Raw genomic sequence first — 19813 nt, forward strand, 5'->3', positions numbered from 1 at the left:
CTGATCTAGTGGATCAAACCTATACGGCTGAAGCACTTGTTATGCTGAAAAGAAAGCGGCTAGTCTGGTAGACGCCGCGTGTTGCTTGGCGGCGCGATAGGCGCTGCCGAGGAGGCAGGTGGTGCGTCCGTTCGAGCGGGTGCCGTCGGAGTGACGGACGGTTCTTCCACAGCGGAGACTGCTGCCGGAGAGGCATTTGGTGCATCCATTGGGGGAACCGACTCGACTACTGCTGGAGCTGCAGATACAAACTCCACTGCCGCTCTTGCTGAAGGAGCACCTGCTTCGACAGCGTTTGATGAGGCCGCTCCGCCTTGAGTCGAAACCTGCGGAGCAGGTTTGACCTGGGCTGCAGGCTTCGGCGTTTCTTCAGGGTCATCGTTCAACAGGGCATGAGCGCCTTTCTTAAAATCTCTGATCGTGCGCCCCAGTACACGGCCAATTTCGGGCAGCTTCTGCGGTCCAAATAGCACAAGAGCAACGATTGCTATTAATAAGAGCTCGGTGAAACCGATATTTTGAAACATGGACTTCATCTCCATCATTTGTTGCGTCATTGCAGATTTTGCAGTAAATTGCAAGCTGCGTAGTAAATTCATCTAATTTCCTGCACAAAATGCAGCAAAATGTCCGAATATGCTTTAAAAAGCAAAATCAGTTTTGCAACCTTTAAAACAACTCACACAACAAAATCAAACACTAAACCTCGTACAATCATATCGCTGATAAAGGAACCAAATCCATAATCGAAAATGATACATACCTTGCAATCTCTCATCAACTACTGCTACTGCTACCGCTAGTAGCAGCACCAGCTAGCACTGAAAAAACCCACCGTACCCCATCTCCGTAATGTCGCTGCGCACGATGGTCTCGCCCGCGCAAATCCGCGGGAGCAGCACATCAAAGGACGTGTACGGGTCGTGCATCACGCAACCCGGCAAGCCCATGATCGGCACCTCGCCCAGGTAGGCGATCATCAGCATCGAGCCCGGCAGCATCGGCGTGCCGTAGCTGACCACGCGGGCGCCGGCCTGCTTGATCGCACCCGGTGTGCGATCATCCGGGTCCACGGACATGCCGCCCGTGACCAAAACCAGATCCACGCCCAGCGCTAGCAGCGCGTGGATCTCACCCACAATCGCTTCGCTGTCATCGAGCGCGAAGCGTTGGTCTACCACCTCGGAGCCGAGCTGCGCCAGCTTCTCCTTCACAACCGGGCCGAATTTATCCTTAATTCGGCCCTTGAAGACCTCGCTGCCCGTCGTAATAACGCCGACGCGCAGCTTGCGAAACGGCTTCACCTCAAGCAAGGTGAAGCCCTCCTCACGGCGAGCGGCAGCTAGGCGCTCGACCTCCACAACCTTCGCTTCGTCCACAATCAGCGGGATCACCCGCGTACCGACTAACGAAGCGCCTGCCTGAACGACCATGTTGCTGCGAATCGTCGACAACACGACCTCATCGATGGCGTTCACACTGTCAACGAACGCCTTATCGATCTTGACCAAGCCGTGAATCGCCGATTTCACGTTCACTTTGCCCTCATGCGGCTCTGTCAGCGTGAGGTGCTCTCCAGCTATCGCATTTGCCATGCGCAGCGCAGCTTCATCCTCATGCAGGTAGCCAGGCTGCAGCTCCATCACATAGATATGCTCTTTGCCGATGCTCAGAAGCGCAGGAATATCGGCCTCAGTCACCTGATGGCCTTTGCGAAACAGGCGCCCTTTGAACTCACCGGGCAAAATCTGAGTCAGATCATGAGGCAAAATCATGCCGATGGCATCTTCGACTTTGACTTCACGTAGCATCGATTCACGTTCGCTCACCCATGGTCACCTTCTTTGCCTGTCAGAATCCCCAGCGCATGCGGGAGCTGATCGATAATCGCCATCAGATTCTCCTGCACGCCCTTGGGGCTGCCCGGCAAATTAATGATCAACGTGCGCCCGCGAATGCCGGATACCGCTCTGGAAAGCATCGCTTTCCGTGTTTTTTGCATCGAAATCATCCGCATGGCTTCTGCAAACCCCGGTGCTACCCGATCAATCACATTGAGCGTTGCTTCCGGTGTCACATCTCGGGGGGCTAGTCCCGTACCGCCAGTCGTTAAAATCAAATCTGCCTGATAATAATCCGTCATTTCTATTAATGAAGCCATGATTTCATCCATCTCATCCGGAACAACACGGTATTCGATGATCTCGCCTTGAATTTCCTCTTCAATCAGCTCGCGGATTACCTGAGCGCTAGTGTCTTCTCGTTCTCCTCGGTAACCGCGGTCACTGGCTGTCAAAATCGCAACTTTCCAGTGCATCCTTCGTCACCTCTCCCTTGTTAACTGAATGAGATAACCCCACTAACCTGAGTGATCGTCGACTTTCATTTCTATGAAAAAAACTGCTTTATCTGTCTGGTCGCGTCACTGTCAACTATCTCGTCTGTGAAAATCCCCGTTTTTGCCGCCTGTTTTGAGGACAAGCAGCGTGGAGCTGATAATCATATCCTTCTCTACTGCTTTGCACATGTCGTAGACGGTTAGAGCAGCGGCGGATACGGCTGTTAAAGCCTCCATCTCAACGCCAGTCGGACCCGTCGTCCGGACAGTTGCTTCTATGTATAGTTCATTGTTGCCATTATCAGCAAACTGAATATCAATGCCCGTCAGCGCAATCGGATGACACATCGGAATCCAGTCTGACGTTTTTTTGGCGGCCATGATGCCAGCCACTTGCGCAACGGCGAGGACGTCGCCTTTTTTCATTTTACCCTGCTTAATTAAATCGAGCGTCTCGCTCTTCATAATTAAAGTGGAACGCGCGGTAGCCGTACGCTTCGTCTCTACTTTGTCCGAAATGTCGACCATTCGTGCTCGTCCCTGCTCATTAAAATGGGTTAATGGGGAAGAATCGGGCAAAGCACTCACCTCTATTTTAGGATTCTGATTTGAAGACCATTTTGCTCTCGGTGACGATCCCGTCAACTCGGAAATCATGCCAGGATGAAGGGACTGCAGGAATCAATTGATTATCAAAAGCGGCCGCAACCGCAAATGGTCTCTTAAGCCCACGCGCTGCAAATAGCTGCATGAAGCGATCATAAAAACCGCCCCCATAGCCCAGTCTTCCGAAATCCAAATCAAAAGCAAGCCCAGGCACTAAGATCATAGATAAAGTGGACAAATCGTGCTCAATCGGCACCTCGCTGCGAGGTTCTCTGATGCCCCATGCCCCGCTTTCCACATCTTCATAGCTGCTTATGACATGTAAATTCATTGTCTTCGTATCTGCTACAACCTTCGGCACAAGCACACGAATTCCCTGCTGCCAACACCATTCCATCAGAGGGGCAACATCCGGCTCAGACCGAAAAGGCATATAACTCATGATCGTAGGCGGAGCGGACGTTTCATTCTGTCCATGCCCAAGAAGCCTATCGCTGCATAGTTTTTTCAATCTTTCATTTATACGCTGCTGCTTCTCTTCACGTTTTTCAGACATGATGGAGGAGCGCAGTTCTTCCATTTCTTTGCGTAATTCGATTTTCCGCTCTCGGATGTTCATACTAGCTTCAGCCCTTCCCTAACGAGGAGTGGTTTCCCCCATTTTAACATAAACAAGGAAAAAAACTATACTTGCACTGGGGACCCCAGTCGAATGCGCGTTATTACGGGGAAATGGTCCGAGAATATCGTCGGAATCGCCCATGAAGATTGGACATTTTTCCTATTCGTGAAGATGTGATCGATCCTTTTTCCATCCACAAATGTCGATTTCACACCCGCTCGTAATGGCACATTGGTGAGCTGATCTGTGTCTATTTTGAACGGAAAGGCGTCTAATTCCATATTAAAGTCCCCCGCGACAACAAGTGGGTCATCATAGTTTGTTACCATTTCTGAAATGCGAGCAAGTTGAAGGCTTCGCTCCTCTTTGGACAGTCCCAAATGCGTGGTGGCTATCCGAACAGTTTCAGAATTAACCTTGATTTTTACCTCTAACAGACTTCTAGTTTCCTTATTGCCTGGAAGCAGCGTGTAGCTGCTGTCCTCAATGGGATACCGGCTCAGAATCGCATTGCCATATTGCCCGGCCGTATAGGTTAAACTAGGTGCAAAACGCATATCCATCCCAAGAAGCTCGGCCAATTCCTTCGCTTGATCCACATACCCGCTGCGCCAGCGATACTGATCCACTTCTTGCAAGGCGATGACGTCGGCTTTTTCATTTTGAATGAGATCAGCAATACGTTTTATATTTACTCTACCATCTAAACCTTCACCGTGGTGGATATTAAACGTCATAATCGTGAATGCTGCTGGGGAAGTGGTTGAAATAGATGCAGGAATTGCAGATATGGCCTGCTTCCCAATGTCTGATGAGCTTGTTACTCCTTTACATAGAAATATCAATAGAAGCAGGGGCAAGAACGTATAGACTACATGCTTAGCATGCCTCAAAAGTACCATTTACCCATCCCCCACCTATTCTGATCTATGCAAAATTAAGCATACGATGCCGCCTCGCATGGTGTATACTAGTGAATTGATGGGATTTATAAGCCAACGAAAGGGCGGTCAAGATCAGGTCCTTTCATTAATAAGCAGGAGGTAGCAGCAGATGCTATTACAGGTTTCTAACATTTCCAAAAGCTATGGGGTACGTTCCGTACTCTCCAATATAACGCTACAGATCGAAAACAGGGAACGGATCGGTTTAGTTGGCGTGAATGGCGCGGGTAAATCGACATTGCTCCAAATTATAGCCGGCGAGATGTCCTATGACAGCGGCGACTTATTCAAGGCGAAGGAAACGAAAATCGGCTATTTGAAGCAAAATAGCGGACTGCAAACGGACAAGTCTATCTGGAACGAGCTGCTCAGTGTGTTTAGCTCCTTACTGGAAACAGAGCGAGAGCTTCGAGAGCTGGAAGCGTTAATGGCAGATCCTGATCTAATCTCGGACGAAAAAAAGTACGAAACTACGATGAATCGTTACGCTCTGCGCTCCGAATGGTTCCGTGAACATGGGGGCTATGAAATTGAAGCGAAAATCCGCGGTATTTTGCACGGGATGGGCTTCGGTCAGTTTCCTCCGGATACGTTAGTCAAAACACTAAGCGGCGGTCAAAAAACAAGACTTGCCCTTGCCAAAATGCTGCTCGAAGAACCCGATCTGCTCATGCTCGATGAGCCGACGAACCATTTGGACATCCCCACGCTAACATGGCTGGAGGGTTATTTACGCGGCTATCCGGGCGCTATTCTGGTCGTGTCTCATGACCGTTTTTTCCTGGATGCTTTGGTAACTTCTATTTATGAAATAGAACGAAATGCTTCCAAACGATATACGGGGAACTATTCCCGATTCATCGAGATTAAAGAAGCTAATTATGAGATCGAAATGAAGCAGTTCGAAAAGCAGCAGGATGAAATTGCCAAGCTGGAGGATTTTGTTCAGCGTAATATTGTGCGTGCTTCCACGACGAAGAGAGCGCAGAGCCGCCGCAAGCAGCTGGAAAAAATGGATCGACTCGATAAGCCGATGGGGGATTTGAAACGGGCTTCATTTTCTTTTGAAATCGAGCAGACTTCCGGCAAGGAAGTGCTGCAGGTCGATCGTTTAGCGCTTTCCTATGATGGAAAGAACCGATTGCTGGATGGCGTCTCCTTCCAGCTTCGTCGATCGGAAACCGCTGCACTCATTGGACCCAACGGTGTGGGTAAATCCACCTTGCTCAAAACGTTAATTGGTCAGCACAAACAAGACGCAGGCACCTTCAAATGGGGGGCTGGCGTCACGATTGGCTATTACGATCAAGAGCAAACAGGACTGACCCCGACCAACAACGTGCTGGAGGAAGTGTGGAACACCTATCCGCATCTGGAAGAAGCACGCATTCGCACGGTGCTGGGAAGCTTTCTTTTTAGCGGCGAAGATGTATTCAAGAAGGTCGCTGCCTTAAGCGGCGGTGAAAAAGCCCGCGTAGCCTTAGCCAAGCTGATGCTGCAAAAAGCGAATGTTTTGATCCTCGATGAGCCTACCAACCATTTGGATTTGTACAGCAAAGAGGTTTTGGAGTCGGCATTGATGGATTACGAGGGTACTCTACTCTTCATCTCCCATGACCGTTACTTCCTGAACAAGATGGCTGAGAGCATGCTTGATCTGCAGAAGGATGGGCTTACGAGCTATCTCGGTAACTACGACGATTATGTGGAGAAAAAGGCCGAGCTTGCCGAGATGGAAGCGAAGCGTCTGGCCAAAGAAGCGGAGAAGAAGGCCGCTGGAGGCAGCAGCGCCGGTGCTGGAAAGAGTGATCCCGCAAGCGGTGGTGGGTATGAAGCGGACAAGCTGGCGAAACGCGAAGAACGCAGCCGCCAGCGTAAGCTTGAGCAGCTTGAGCTTGACATCGCTCGTCTGGAAGACGAAGTGTCCGCCTTGGAGGCGGAGCTTGCTGACCCAGCTGTGTACAACAACTATGTGCTCGTTCAGGAGAAGACCGCTGCGGTTGATGAGCGGAAGAGTGCGCTCGCTGCTTGTTATGAGGAGTGGGAGGCGCTCCTCGCATAGAGCGGGTACGCAAAAAAAGTTTGGTTGAGAATTCAACCAAACTTTTTTTTGTATCTGCGATCAATAAAATCAGACATGGTTTAGAAACGGTTTATTGGGCAAGAAGTGACTGGTTCGGATATGGCGAATCGTTTTTGTTTTTGCCCGCATGACGATAGATTGTGTTTCGGCACGATGTCCAGGTAAAAAAAGCACCCCGCCCAAAAAATCTCCGGGTGTTATGCCCGTTGCTGCGAAAATGACATCGCCGTCCCCGACCATTTCTTCCATCGATAATATCTTTAGCGGATCATGCAGCCCCATTTCCCGGCAACGCTGCTCTTCTTCCGGAGAAGACGGCATTAATCGGCCTTGAATTTCACCGCCGAGACATGATAATGCTGCTGCGGCAAGCACTCCCTCCGGCGCACCCCCGGAGCCTACATATAGATCAACGCCTGACTCAGGAAAGGCCGGTGCCATAGCTCCGGCAACGTCTCCGTCACTGAGAAGCTTAATTCGAACTCCTAAACGACGCAGCGTCTCCATATGTGCGGCATGTCTTTCCCGATCCAAAATAGAAACTGTTAACTCTGATATCGATTTATTTAAAACTTGGGAAGCCTTGAGCAATGTTGTTTCTAATGGCTCTGATAATCGAAGCCGTCCTTTTAACAGAGGTCCGCAAGCCAGTTTCTCCATATAAATATCCGGAGCATGCAGCAAATTTCCCTTGCTCGCAACAGCGACAACAGCCAAAGCGTTGTTAATTCCCTTCGCCACTAGTTCCGTTCCTTCCAAAGGATCGACTGCGATATCAACTTCGGGACCGTCCTGATTGCCTACCTGCTCCCCAATATATAACATAGGAGCTTCGTCCATTTCCCCTTCTCCGATAACGACCGTGCCTTTGATAGATACGGAGTCGAACATAGCCCTCATTGCCGAAGTGGCAGCCTCGTCCGCATTATGCTTATCGCCTCTTCCCATCCATCTGGAAGCTGCCAATGCGGCAAGCTCTGTGACCCTAACGATTTCTAATGCAAGTTCTCTTTCGATATGGATTCCTCCCTTATATAACTAGACTGAGGAGCAAAACAATGCCAAAAGCTACGAAGGACAAGATGGTTTCCATGACGGTCCACGTTTTTAACGTCTGGGCTACCGACATGTTAAAGAACTCTTTAATCAACCAGAATCCAGAGTCATTCACATGAGAAAGCATGATAGAACCTGCTCCTACTGCGAGCACTAACAGTTCCGGGCTAGTACCGGGTATAGTAGCGGCAAGCGGGGCAACGATGCCTGCTGATGTTGTCATAGCGACAGTGGCAGATCCAACAGCAGCTCGAATGATACCGGCGATTACAAAGGCCAATACAAGAGGCGAAATATGTGCGCCTGTAGCCAGTTTAGCAATCGCGTCGCTCACTCCGCTTGAAATCAATATTTTATTGAAGCCGCCGCCTGCTCCTATGATTAGTATAATGGAAGCGACAGGTCCCAGACAATCATTTGTAAACTTTAGAAGGTCGTTTTTATCATAGCCGCGGGCAAAGCCAAATGAATAAAAAGCAAATATCAGCGAAATTAGAAGTGCTACGACCGGACTTCCAATAAAATCAACGACGATGCGTAATCCGCTCGTAGCAGGTAGCGTGACATCCACGAGGGTAGCAAGCAGCATTAAAATAACTGGAAGTAAAATAGTAAAGAGCGTGATGCCAAAACCAGGCAGTTCCTTTTGCTGAGCCTTGGTGAATTGCTCAACCAGTTCACCTGTTGGTTCTACAAGAACTTTCTTGGCAATGTACGAGCCATAAATCGGACCCGCTACCGCAGCAGCAGGAAACGCTACAAAAATAGACAACAGGATAGTCTTACCCAAGTCTGCGTGAAAAATACCAACCGCCAGCATCGCAGCCGGGTGCGGCGGAACAAGACTGTGAACAACGGCAAGTCCGGCAACTAAAGAAAGACCGATTTTGACTAGCGAAGTACCTGTATGCTTGGCAATCACGAATACAAGCGGAATCAACAAGACAACCCCAACCTGGAAAAATACAGGAATTCCACAAATGACAGCCACTACCATCATCGCCCAGTGGACATTCTTCTCGCCAAAAACGCGTATAAGCGTACGGGCGATACGTTCAGCTCCCCCTGATTCGGCCATCATCTTCCCGAGCATCGTTCCGAGTCCGATAACGATGGCAATAAAACCTAACGTGCCGGCAACCCCATCTTGAAAGGACTTAACAATGTCGGGCAGCTTCATTCCCGAAATCAATCCCATAAACAACGCAGCGACGATCAGTGCGATAAATGGGTTTGTTTTAAACTTTGCAATCAATACAATTAAACCTACAATGGAAATCAAAGCATATAGCAATAAACTAGTGTCGTGACTTAATCCAAACAAAGAAACCATTTTTTTTGCCCCCTTTTCATTTGTAAGCGATTACCAATTGAAGCATCTTAGTTAGCGAATAATTTGACGAATTTCGTCATCACAGGCTCCATGGAAGCTTGCAACTCTGACATTATGGAAGAAAGATGTACCATTGATTGGTTATCAGACACATTTTGCAAATAGCTAACTGCCGCCATCGATACTTCCGTGTTGACATTAATTTTGCAAATGCCTCTTTTTATCGTTTGCCTGATCATTTCATCGGGTGTTCCAGACCCCCCGTGAAGGACAAGCGGAATTTCAACAACTTCACGAATTTTCTCCAAAAGCGGAAGGTTAATATTAGGCTCCCCTTGATACATACCGTGTACCGTGCCAATCGCCGCTGCCAAGAAATCCACTCCTGTTGCTGCGACGAATTCTTTCGCGGATTGCGGATCTGTCAGGGTTCCATCTCCTTCTTCTTCGTCCGAAAAAGCGCCTCTTGCCAAGGATCCAATCTCAGCTTCCACCGATACGCCTGCCTGATGAGCAAGGTCTACGATTTCTTTTGTCCGTAAAATATTTTCATTAAGATCGTATTTGGATCCATCATACATCACCGATGTAAAACCATTCTCAATCGCCCGGATAATAGATTCCTTCTCATAAGCGTGATCTAAATGAAGCGAAACAGACACGCTAGCTTTGGAAGCTAGTGCTCGAACCATCGCAGCGAATCCTTCAACATCTACGGTTGGAAAATAGCGTTCCCCCAATGCGATAATAACTGGCTGATGTTCACGTTCTGCTACCTGTATAGCGGCTTGAACGGTTTCCAGATTAAATACATTAAAAGCGGCCACAGCATACTTTTTACTTTGGGCTTCTTTTAATACATCTTTGGTATTCACAAGCATCTTTATAGACCCCTTTCATTTCAATATACGCCCCCACAAATGCTAGCCTTCAATTTTCAGAACAGTCTCCAGCAGTGTTGTATCGCTTCCTACGTTACCCGGAAACACGATATATGGAATGCCTGAGAATTTAGCTTCTTCACCCGTGAGCCAAACTGGAATCCCCGCTGCAGCCTGTCCAATGACTCTCGCTTTACGAATGCCAAGTCCTTTTGTGGCGACATCGCTTGAGGTGATTCCTCCTTTTGCAATGATGAATTTAGGTACAATATCTAAGGAACTCACAATTTTAACCAGTGATTCAGATACAGTTTGGCTGATGTTTAAATTTCCATCCGAGGTTTGGGCGGCAACCAGTTTGCGGCTGCTGAATACAACCACATTTTGTCCTCTGGCAATGTGTTCATTCACTTTCGAAATGAGCCGCTTCGATTCATCTGCTTTTTCAGTCGGATTTAAAATTTTATTTACATCCATTTCCAGTGAAATAATATCAGTACCTGCAAGCAATTTCTCCAATTGGCGTGTTGTCTTTTGCACATGGGAGCCGACCACCACAAGTCCTCCGTGTGATTCTTGCCCTGTGGCCACAAGCTTTTCTTTCGGTAAAATATCTTGATCTGCTATGCCCCCGTAAGATTTTACAAAAGAGGCTGCCGTTCGAAAAATGTACTTCTTGCCTTTGTTCTCAGCTTGCAATAGCGCTAAGGATAGGACATCCAGATCAGCGTAGGATAAACAATCTACAATAACCGGAACATTCCCATTAACCTGTAACAGCATTTCTTCAACTGCATCCGGCCCGCGGCGCACCTGTTCGAGCGTGATCACTACGCAATCTTCAGGCTTAATTCGTCCATTCGTTTTTTCTGCAACCCACTGCGTTAAATCACTATGCTCATAGCCAAAGACCTTATCTTTGGCAAACTCTGTCTCGTGAACAGGAAGCAGCGCGTCGCCTTCTTTTAGGTAGTGGGTGTTGTGATAAGTCATACGGCCTGCTTCAAAAAAAGCCGGGATAATCAAATGCCCATCATATTCAAGTCCTGTCATTCGACGAATCTCATCAGTTAGCGTATCGGTTTCCAATGGATAATACCCGCGCAATGTAGAGTCGCCTCTGCTGACGAAGACGAAGTCGATTCCCGTCTCACTTGCTACAGCCTGTACATTTTGGGCAATTTCACGATTGATCCTTTCCGCTTCGGCCGCTTGATAGGCGCGTGTGTTGGTTAATATATAGAAAACTGTTTCCGGATTATTAAAAGCTTCACGTAATAATTCCTTGTCCCACTGCGTCAATACGTCAATGTCGTGTACCGTTTGAACTCCTGTCGGATCATCGTCCAGCACGATAATCTTCTTGTTGCAGGATTGATTGATTTGATTGATTTGCCCACGAAGATCGCTGCCTTTCCATTCCGGGGGCAATTGCGATTCAAGGAATGAGACACTTATTGTACTCGTACTCATCTCTTACGCCCTCCTTACTTCAACTTGTGCAAGTTTTTCATAATACTGAACAATACCGCCATGATCATGACTGGCTTTGCCATCGACTTTCAACGCGTGGAAAATTTCAAGAAGCTGGCTGGATAGCGGCAGTGGAACACCAATTGCGTGCGCTGTTTCCATGACATTGGTAATATCCTTAAGATTAATATCGATTCTGCCTCCGGCAACAAAATTTCTATCGAGGATCAACGGAACTTTTGCATCCAGTACAGCGCTTCCAGCAAGCCCGCCTCTGATCGCCTGATACATTTTATCGATATCAATTCCGGCTTTTGCAGCCAAAACAAGCGCTTCCGACATAGCAGCAATATTGAGATTTACGATAATTTGATTAGCTAATTTAGCTGTAGAGCCGCATCCGTTTCCGCCTACTAAGGTTACAGCGCTTCCCATGCTGAAAAGCACATCTTTCACGCTTTCATAAACTTCTTCCTTACCGCCTACCATAATGGCCAAGGTACCGTCTACAGCTTTAGGTTCTCCTCCGCTTACAGGCGCATCTAACATTTCAATCCCTTGTTTAGCCAGTTCACTTGCAATTTCATTGGAAACTACGGGAGAGATGGAACTCATATCAATCACTACCGTTCCTACTTTTGCACCTTTATGAATGCCGTTTTCTCCAAAAATAACACCTTTGACAATGTTCGCATTCGGAAGCATGGTAATAATTACGTCAACATTCTCCGCTACCTCTTGGGGAGTTGCAGCAGCAACAGCACCGGACTTAACAACTTGTTCCACAGCCTCTTTATTTAAATCGGTTACAGTTACATCGTATCCGGCTTTCAAAAGATTGATAGCCATTGGTTTTCCCATGATGCCTAAGCCTATAAACCCAATTTTTTTACTCATTTCTATTCCTCCTATTTGATTACGCTTTCACATGTCTGCCGCATAGCTTCTCATGAATGTTTTGACGAACATGTGTTTATGATAAAAATCAAAGCTATATTCCTTAACAGATGCAACGGGTTAACCTGTCATGCAACACCGAATGTATTCAATTGATTTATAAATTGTATACAATTTTGTTTATTTCGGATACGAATATCTTAATATTATTTTAAATAAAGTGCTAGTCTATACTTTTTCGAAAAAAAGTTGTATAGTAATTATTTTAGTTTAAGATTTTGGGCCTGCGAAGAGGTGGACAATTTGGCCAAGAACAATGAAAAATCTCGTCCTGCTTACAACCAATCCTATGAAATTATTCGTGATATGATCTTAAAAGGCGAAATTCCTCGCGGAACCAAAATTGTTGAGGAAAAGCTTGCTTCTGAATTAGGAGTTAGCCGGACCCCGATACGGGAATCCATACGTAAATTGGAGCAAGAAGGACTTATAGCAAATAAAATGGTCATTAATCCTTCTGAGAAGGATTTGAGAAATACGTTTCAGGTACGTATGTTGTTAGAAGGATACTCTGCTCGAAGTGCTGCAACTTATCTTCCCGAAAGCGAATTACAGTCTCTTCTTGAGTGTGTCAGGATTGGCCGTACAGGGGCATTGGAAGACATTATGAAGGCTAATGAGAAATTTCACGAGATCATCGTACAGGCAAGTAACAATCCGTTCATGATTGATATTATTGATCGTATGCAATCCATCATCTATCTTTTTCGTCGTACCGTTGTCTACTACAACCGGCCCTTCTTAATTGATGAACATGAGAATATCTATGAGGCCATTAAAGCAAGAGATGGAGACCAAGCAGAAGTTTTGATGAAACAACATTTACAAGCGGATTTAGATTTTTGCTTGCACTTAATTTGCTAATAAATCATTGTAAATGACCTGAGGCTTTGCCTCAGGTCCATTTGTCTATTGCATACTTTTGGAGCAGGGGGGAGGAGATTGGGTATGGGGTTCCGGCCGCTTCTTCCACTTTTTGTTGAAATAGAAGCTTCTGGAGGCTCTTATTGCCCATCGATTAACCAGTTTTTGTCGAAATAGAAGCTTCTAGAGGCTCTTATTTGCGCGGAGTGCTCCGTTTGCGCTGTATTCGGCATCAAATAAGAGTCTCTGGAGACTCTTATTTCCCACAATTAGCCGCTTTTTGTTGAAATAGAAGCTTCTAGGGGCTCTTATTTTCAAATGTGTGAGCCTTACTCCGGCCGATCCAATGAGATTTATCATGAAGACGTTAAGAAGCTTCGAGCTCCTGCAATCTCAGGAGCTGCATTGGTACAGCGACGAAGATGATCAACGTCGCTGCTGCAACAATGCCGGAGTCGTTAAGCAGCAGCGCTGCGATGGCTCCGACCATATTGGCCGAGAACCCGTACATCCAGTACGGATATTTGTGCTGCCACAAGCGAAAACGGCCGCGGGGACGGAGCACAAGGACAGCCATCACGAAGAGGCTGGTGATGAGCACTTTGCTCCAGGCGGATGCACGAAGCAAGTGCACGTTCATCCGCAGCTTGCGTTCGATCAGCAGTCCGATCTGATCGAAGTGCCCGGCGTGCAGCGCGTGAAACGCACGCCCGACATGGCTCTCCCGCGCGAATGCCGCGGGAGAATCGGCGCTGTTGAGCAGCCACAGCGCCCCAAGACCCAGCGCGAGCAGCGCCGACAGCAGGGCTGCGCCCCTGCCTAGGCGCAGCTCGCGCCAGCGTTCGCCGGCGAAGCAATGCGCGCCGGCTACGCCGAAGGCGACCGCGGCGCACAAGGCGCCGCCCGCGTTCGCGCCGAGTGACGGTGCCGCCAGGCAGGCCGTCACGAGCAAGAACGCCCCGCACGCGAGCAGCGCGGCGGCCGGTGAAACCGCCGCAACTCCGAGGCGCGGTGATGCCTCAATCTTCCCGCTCCCAACAAGGAGCGGCTCAATACCAAGCCCGCCGCCGCGCAGCGCGGGCTCTACACCCCCATGACTGCGCTGCAAAGCCGCCGTCACGCCAAGAACGAGGGCGCCGATCAAGACGCCCATGTACTCATTCCCGATGCCGTAGTAGCGGGCGCCGATCATCGGATCATATCCCAGAATGGAATACTTCATGGCATGGGCCCCTGTACTGCCATCCAGCGTTATGATCAACGCGTTCCCAAGACCGAGCCAGATCATGGCTGTGGATAGGCGGCATTTTTCCATAACAGCAGAAATAAGCAGCGTGCACACAATAAAAATGGCAATCAGCGCCCGCATCGTTCCTTCTATCCCTATTTTGGTTGTCAGAGGAACAACCAACCAGCCCATCAACAGCATAACAGCAGGCGCCGTGAGCAACGAGAAAAGCAGCGTACGCACACTCCTGCGCCAAGGTACTGCCCTTCCTTCGAGATATCCAGGGTCTGCCTGTTTTTTTTTAATCCACAAACCATACATCAAACTCAAGAGCAATGCGAGCATTTCATAAGTAACAAAAGGATATAGCATTAGCGGCCTACTGCGGTAAATCATCTGCATGCTGCTCTGTTCCCTGACAAGCTCAGCAAGTACATCATTTTTCCCCATATAGGATAAAGGAATGCCCATCAGCCCAATCGGAACCGGGATGTTGAACTCTTTTAGCAGCGAACTTGTGAAATCTTGCGCCGTGACGACACCTTGCCTGCGAGTAGATTCCGAAACTAATATTGCTCCTCTGCTGTCGGTCGTGTAATGAAGAATAGGAGTTAGATAGGCTTTGGCTCTAGCCGCCTCACTATTCACTTCCGGAGAGAAGATCCACAAGCTTTCCTCCTCCTTCATTCCTGTCATCACTTGCCCTATCCATTGGTCCATCTCCCTCAAGACTTGCCCTTTCAACTGTGTGAAACGTTCCTCATTGTAATGCTCTTGATCCATGTAAAGTCTGTACAAATCACCTAATTCGATTAGTGTTATGCCGGGCAGCATCCTTTTTTTCCACAAAGAACGCAATTGTGCATAATTGGTGCTAATGCCGTACGGTCTATCCACAGCCACAGTTATGACGTCATCTCCGAGTGCACCTTTGTCCACAAAACCATCGGAATCTATCAGCATGAGCGGACTGTATCGCCGCAATTTCTTTTCTTCGATGCCAGTTCTCTTCCCCAAGTCACTGCTTCCCAGCACAGCACGAAAAACACCATACTCCTTCAACAATTCCCCTAGGGTGCCTGTTCCATAGCCTTGGTTCTCATTAGCTCGCTGCAGCATCGTGATGTCAGGCACCAGCACAGAGTCAGCCTCAATCGGTTTATTTTCCCCATAGTGACCTATGTAACGATTCATAAGTTCAGAAATACGAGTGCCTTGCTTTGTTTCCTTTGCTGCAAAAGCCTGCACTTCTGCGATTCCTACGGAAGGTGCTCCTGCTCCCAACGAGACATACACGTCTCTCAGCGTTCGACTCGATGTACGAATGTTCATAGCACCAACTGCACTTAACTCCGTCAGCTTCCGTAAATGGGGCAGCTCCACAAGTTGATCGGGTCGGAGCTCTATGAACGATAAACCCGGTATCGAAACCACCGTTACGTGCTTGGACTTTACTTCGTTGTGGATGGATTGGTCGATACCAGCTTCTATTCCCTCCGCGCTTGTGGACAACTCTAACAATAAAGTCAAGATACCCACAAATATGCCTGCTATTTTTAGTTTCAAGTGTATTCACCCACTGTTTTTTCTATTAGCATTTTCATCCAAGTGAAAAGCTATCCACTGCCGAATTGTTCCGATAATTTAAAGTGTGATGATTTTACGCTAATAACTTATCCACATCGTTATCCACAAAAAAAGAGAGGCAAAATTCGCCTCCCCCTGCGCTATTCCTTCGTTTTCCACAATCTTATCCACATTGTCCACAAAAAATTGTGAAAAAGTTATTCTTCTCCGTATTCTTTTAAAACCGTTGGTAACCGTGGGTTTGCACTAGTTATGCACATTGTACACAGGGTATGTGAATAACTTTGCACACAAGCTGTGTATATATCTAAGTTTTCTTACAATTTGATATTGTGATGTCGTTTATCACGCCGTCGTGGCTTCTGTTGGAGCCGCTGCGCTATTTTGCATACGAATGGCTTGATTGCAGGCTGAGATAAAAGCTTTGGCTACCGCAACAAGCACATCCTGGTCAATGCCTGTATTTTTGTAAGTTTGGCCGCCCACTGAGATGGTGACTTCCGCTTCTCCAGTTGCTTTTTCACCTGTGGATAACGAATGAAGCTCCAGATCGGAGAAATCCACAGCCATCGGAATCGCTTGTCTAAGGCACTGCACGATTGCTTCAATCGGACCCTCACCTGTTCCCGAGTACACATTTTCAACACCTGTTTGATTGTTCTTTACCGATACGGAGGCAACCCGATTGCGGTCACTGCTAGAAACGACTTGCATATGGGTAAGTGTAAATGGCTCCATTTGCCCATCAACGGTAGATCCTACAAGCTCCATCAGCTGGTCGTCGGTCACCATTTTCTGGTCATCTGCTTTTTCTTTGAATCTGGTATAAAGTGTATCCAGTTCTTCTCCCGTAAGCTCAATGCCAAATTGTCCGACGCGATGTTTAAGCGCGTGACGTCCTGAATGCTTACCAAGAATGATCATGGACCGTGGAATGCCCAGCTTTTCCGGATCCATAATTTCGTAAGTGTTGCGATTTTTCAGCAACCCATCTTGATGGATACCTGCTTCGTGCTGGAAAGCATTTCGGCCAACTATCGGCTTATTGTACGCAATTGGGAACCCCATGATGCGGCTGACCATTTTGGATGTGTTGAAAATTTCACTGGCTACGATCCCTGTTTCCACACCCATGGTTTGCTTGCGCGTCTCAATGGCCATAACGAGTTCTTCGAGAGAACAGTTGCCTGCGCGTTCCCCTACACCGTTAACGGTTACTTCCACATGTGTGACTCCTGCAGCAATAGCCGCTAGGCTGTTCGCGACAGCAAGACCCAAATCATTATGGCAATGCGCGCTGTACTCCACGGTGTCGCCTCCCCTTACACTTTGGCGCACTCTGCGGAACATAGCTCCGTATTCTTCTGGCAGCGCGTAGCCTACAGTGTCAGGGATGTTCAGTATGGTTGCTCCCTCAGCAATGACCGCCTCGAGCACCTCAAATAGGAATTCGTCCCCTGTTCGCGTTGCGTCCATCGGTGAGAATTCGATCCGATCAACGAATTGCTTCGTATAGGCGACCATGGAACGGGCCATCTCTACAACCTGTTGACGGGATTTGCGAAGTTGGAAATCCAGATGGATGTCCGACGAGGACAGGAACATGTGAATGCGTCTAGAAGCAGCATCCTGTGTGGCTTTCACCGCCGAGTCAATATCCGCTTTAACAGCTCGGGCGAAGCCGCAAATCTCTATGCTCTGCAGTTCACGTGAAATTTGCTGCACCGCCTGAAAATCTCCAGGACTTGATATCGGGAAGCCCGGCTCGATGGTATCCACACCCATTTTCGCTAGCTGCCTTGCGATACGGATCTTCTCTTCCGGATACAGTGAGGCTCCTGGCGCCTGTTCACCATCTCTTAGTGTCGTGTCAAAAATCCGAATACGTCGATTGTTGTTTGTGTTGTTGATTTCCATGGTTATTCCTCCTCAAGGTGGGGCCAGACGAGCCGGCGATTATCTTTAATGTTTGAAAATGAACATGAATCTTTCTACGACTGACTTATGTGTCTCCACGTGACTTTAGTGCTGTTTTTCATCGTTACAGAGACTTAATGAGATAAATCATTCTGCCACCTCAAAAAAACAACAAAAAGACCCGTCATCTCCACATAAGAGACGACGGGTCTTCACCCAGCGCGGTACCACTCTTGTTGGCTCCAAGTCACGGAGCCCACCTCAGACATTGCACAGCAAGACTACTGCTGACTATGTCACCCGATCACGGAGGTCATCCGTTCATCCCTAACAGCGTAAAATTAGCTGATCAGGATGACCGCTTCCAAGCGAGTTCGGGGCATTCACGGTCTGCGTCGCATCAACCCGCAGCTTTCTGTACCGTACAAGTGAGCCCTTACTACTCTTGTTCATCGCGTTTGTTATATGTTCATATTCCTACTTCGCATTTGTTCATGTTCGCTTCAAGTTCCAGAACAACCAAAAAAGCCTGCCATCTCTATAAAAGAGACGACAGGCTTGAACCTTCCGCGGTACCACTCTAATTGATCCGAGCTGTTACACTCGAAACCACTCATGTACCTGATCACGGGGGTCAACCGTCAAGACCTACTTGGGTGCTGGATCCTTGGCATCCTTATCAGTCTTACCGCTCCCGGGCGAGTTCAGGTACCGTTTCGTCTGTGCTTTCACCAAGCGCACAGCTCTCTGAGCGAAACTGCTGTTCCTTACTAATCCCGTTCGTTGCGTTTGAAAGTATTGATTGTGATTATAATATGCTGCTTTGGCAAAGTCAATACAGTTGTCAGAAAATTTATTTTATTGCCCTTACCACTCTTCTAGCTTGAGCTGAGGCTCTGCCTTCAGTTCCATCGAGTCGAATTCTTGCTTGTCCCACTTGAGGAAAGCGGCTGCGCCTATCATCGCAGCGTTGTCCGTGCAGAGGCCTAGCGGCGGCACGAGCAGCGGCACATTCAGCTGCTCGCAGCGCTCGGCGAGCCTGCTGCGCAGCCCTTTGTTCGCGGCAACACCGCCAGCTAGCAGCAGCTGTTTCGCGCCGTATTCACGCACGGCGCGGCCAGCCTTCTCCACAAGCACGTCGATGACGGAGGCTTGGAAGCCTTTGGCAATCTGCGCGACTTGTACGGCCTCGCCGCGCATCTTGCTTTGGTTGACGACGTTCAGCACAGCGGATTTCAATCCGCTGAAGCTGAAGTCGTAAGAGTCTGCCTCGAGCCATGAGCGAGGCATCTTGATCTCGGACTCGGCTTCCTGCGCAAGCCGATCCACGTGCGGTCCGCCCGGGTAAGGCAGGCCCATCGCCCGCGCGATTTTGTCGTAGGCCTCGCCAGCCGCATCATCGCGCGTTCGCCCGATGATGCGGAATTGGCCAGGCCCCTCCATTAGAATCAACTCCGTGTGTCCGCCGGACACAACGAGCGAGATCAACGGATATTCGAGCTCATGCACAAGTTGATTCGCATAAATATGTCCCGCAATATGGTGAACACCAATCAACGGCAGGTCTAAGGCGCAGGCTAGCGCTTTGCCCGCAACGACGCCCACTAACAGGGCCCCGATTAATCCGGGTCCCTCGGTTACGGCAATCGCGGACAGCTCCTGCAGCGATACGCCTGCTTTCTCGACGGCTTCCTCCAGCATCCATGTGATCGACTCCACATGCTTACGGGAAGCCACCTCCGGCACCACACCGCCATAGCGTTGGTGCGTTTCGATCTGGCTGGAAATCACATTGGAACGAATGATTTTACCATTTTCGACAATGGCTACGGAAGTTTCGTCACAGCTCGTTTCGATCGCCAAAATATAAACCGGCTTTGCATTTTTTTGCTCTTGCCCTGCTTCTCTAGTCAAATTCGTCACC

Annotated in this window: 16 protein-coding genes and 2 other annotated features; of the genes, 2 read left to right on the forward strand and 14 right to left on the reverse strand. The window is 48.4% G+C overall.

All coding sequences use genetic code 11. The annotated features are described in order from the left end of the window. Positions 1-59: 59 nt before the first annotated feature. From QFZ81_RS29625 to QFZ81_RS29650, 6 genes are all read right to left on the reverse strand, one after another. A complete protein-coding gene (locus tag QFZ81_RS29625) occupies positions 60-599 on the reverse strand; it encodes a twin-arginine translocase TatA/TatE family subunit (RefSeq protein WP_307605649.1) in 540 nt (179 codons plus the stop codon). Between the two features lie 216 nt (positions 600-815). Further along, on the reverse strand, positions 816-1811 hold the full coding sequence (locus QFZ81_RS29630) for a molybdopterin-binding protein (RefSeq protein ID WP_307607076.1): 996 nt from the start codon (positions 1809-1811) through the stop codon (positions 816-818). Positions 1812-1825: 14 nt separating this feature from the next. Continuing rightward, the gene (locus tag QFZ81_RS29635; RefSeq protein ID WP_029197035.1) at positions 1826-2317 is read right to left on the reverse strand and encodes a MogA/MoaB family molybdenum cofactor biosynthesis protein; all 492 of its coding nucleotides are present in this window, start codon (positions 2315-2317) and stop codon (positions 1826-1828) included. Between the two features lie 111 nt (positions 2318-2428). Then, positions 2429-2917 carry a cyclic pyranopterin monophosphate synthase MoaC gene (gene moaC, locus QFZ81_RS29640; RefSeq protein WP_307605650.1) on the reverse strand — a complete coding sequence of 163 codons (489 nt, stop codon included), beginning with the start codon at positions 2915-2917 and terminating at the stop codon, positions 2429-2431. 16 nt (positions 2918-2933) lie between these two features. Then, positions 2934-3563, reverse strand: coding sequence for a 5-formyltetrahydrofolate cyclo-ligase (locus QFZ81_RS29645; RefSeq protein ID WP_307438734.1), 630 nt, complete (start codon positions 3561-3563; stop codon positions 2934-2936). Positions 3564-3628: 65 nt separating this feature from the next. Then, positions 3629-4468: an endonuclease/exonuclease/phosphatase family protein gene (locus QFZ81_RS29650; RefSeq protein ID WP_307605651.1), complete on the reverse strand. Its 840-nt coding sequence runs from the start codon at positions 4466-4468 to the stop codon at positions 3629-3631. 151 nt (positions 4469-4619) lie between these two features. On the opposite strand from QFZ81_RS29650, the gene QFZ81_RS29655 reads away from it, so the two are divergent. Next, complete coding sequence (locus QFZ81_RS29655) at positions 4620-6572, forward strand: ABC-F family ATP-binding cassette domain-containing protein (RefSeq protein ID WP_307605652.1); 1953 nt, start codon at positions 4620-4622, stop codon at positions 6570-6572. Positions 6573-6641: 69 nt separating this feature from the next. On the opposite strand, the gene glpX is transcribed toward QFZ81_RS29655, so the two are convergent. From glpX to garR, 5 genes are read right to left on the reverse strand one after another with little or no spacing between them, the layout of a single operon-like run. Then, complete coding sequence (glpX, locus tag QFZ81_RS29660) at positions 6642-7610, reverse strand: class II fructose-bisphosphatase (protein WP_307449353.1); 969 nt, start codon at positions 7608-7610, stop codon at positions 6642-6644. A 13-nt stretch (positions 7611-7623) separates the two neighbouring features. Then, positions 7624-8982 (reverse strand): GntT/GntP/DsdX family permease, encoded by a 1359-nt coding sequence (locus tag QFZ81_RS29665; protein ID WP_307438728.1) that lies wholly within the window; start codon positions 8980-8982, stop codon positions 7624-7626. A gap of 47 nt (positions 8983-9029) precedes the next feature. Next, positions 9030-9863, reverse strand: a complete 834-nt coding sequence (locus tag QFZ81_RS29670; protein ID WP_307438723.1) for a class II fructose-bisphosphate aldolase — start codon at positions 9861-9863, stop codon at positions 9030-9032. Between the two features lie 42 nt (positions 9864-9905). After that, positions 9906-11336, reverse strand: coding sequence for a four-carbon acid sugar kinase family protein (locus tag QFZ81_RS29675; RefSeq protein ID WP_307605653.1), 1431 nt, complete (start codon positions 11334-11336; stop codon positions 9906-9908). 3 nt (positions 11337-11339) lie between these two features. Further along, positions 11340-12233, reverse strand: coding sequence for a 2-hydroxy-3-oxopropionate reductase (gene garR, locus QFZ81_RS29680; protein WP_307438720.1), 894 nt, complete (start codon positions 12231-12233; stop codon positions 11340-11342). A gap of 303 nt (positions 12234-12536) precedes the next feature. Between garR and QFZ81_RS29685 the strand changes: the two genes are divergently transcribed. Then, on the forward strand, positions 12537-13157 hold the full coding sequence (locus tag QFZ81_RS29685; RefSeq protein WP_307438718.1) for a GntR family transcriptional regulator: 621 nt from the start codon (positions 12537-12539) through the stop codon (positions 13155-13157). A gap of 367 nt (positions 13158-13524) precedes the next feature. Here QFZ81_RS29685 and QFZ81_RS29690 read toward each other — a convergent pair whose 3' ends face one another. The 3 genes from QFZ81_RS29690 to tsaD all read right to left on the reverse strand — a co-directional run bounded on the left by QFZ81_RS29690 (position 13525) and on the right by tsaD (position 19812). Beyond that, complete coding sequence (locus QFZ81_RS29690; protein ID WP_307605654.1) at positions 13525-15951, reverse strand: hypothetical protein; 2427 nt, start codon at positions 15949-15951, stop codon at positions 13525-13527. A gap of 366 nt (positions 15952-16317) precedes the next feature. Beyond that, positions 16318-17889 carry a 2-isopropylmalate synthase gene (locus tag QFZ81_RS29695; RefSeq protein WP_307605655.1) on the reverse strand — a complete coding sequence of 524 codons (1572 nt, stop codon included), beginning with the start codon at positions 17887-17889 and terminating at the stop codon, positions 16318-16320. A 194-nt stretch (positions 17890-18083) separates the two neighbouring features. Next, positions 18084-18351 (reverse strand) — a binding site (T-box leader). An 80-nt stretch (positions 18352-18431) separates the two neighbouring features. Continuing rightward, positions 18432-18682 (reverse strand) — a binding site (T-box leader). A 74-nt stretch (positions 18683-18756) separates the two neighbouring features. Beyond that, entirely contained in the window at positions 18757-19812 is a 1056-nt protein-coding gene (gene tsaD, locus QFZ81_RS29700; protein WP_373463732.1) for a tRNA (adenosine(37)-N6)-threonylcarbamoyltransferase complex transferase subunit TsaD, read from the reverse strand. Position 19813 lies beyond the last annotated feature (1 nt).

Source organism: Paenibacillus sp. V4I9, assembly GCF_030817295.1.
GTDB lineage: Bacteria > Bacillota > Bacilli > Paenibacillales > NBRC-103111 > Paenibacillus_E.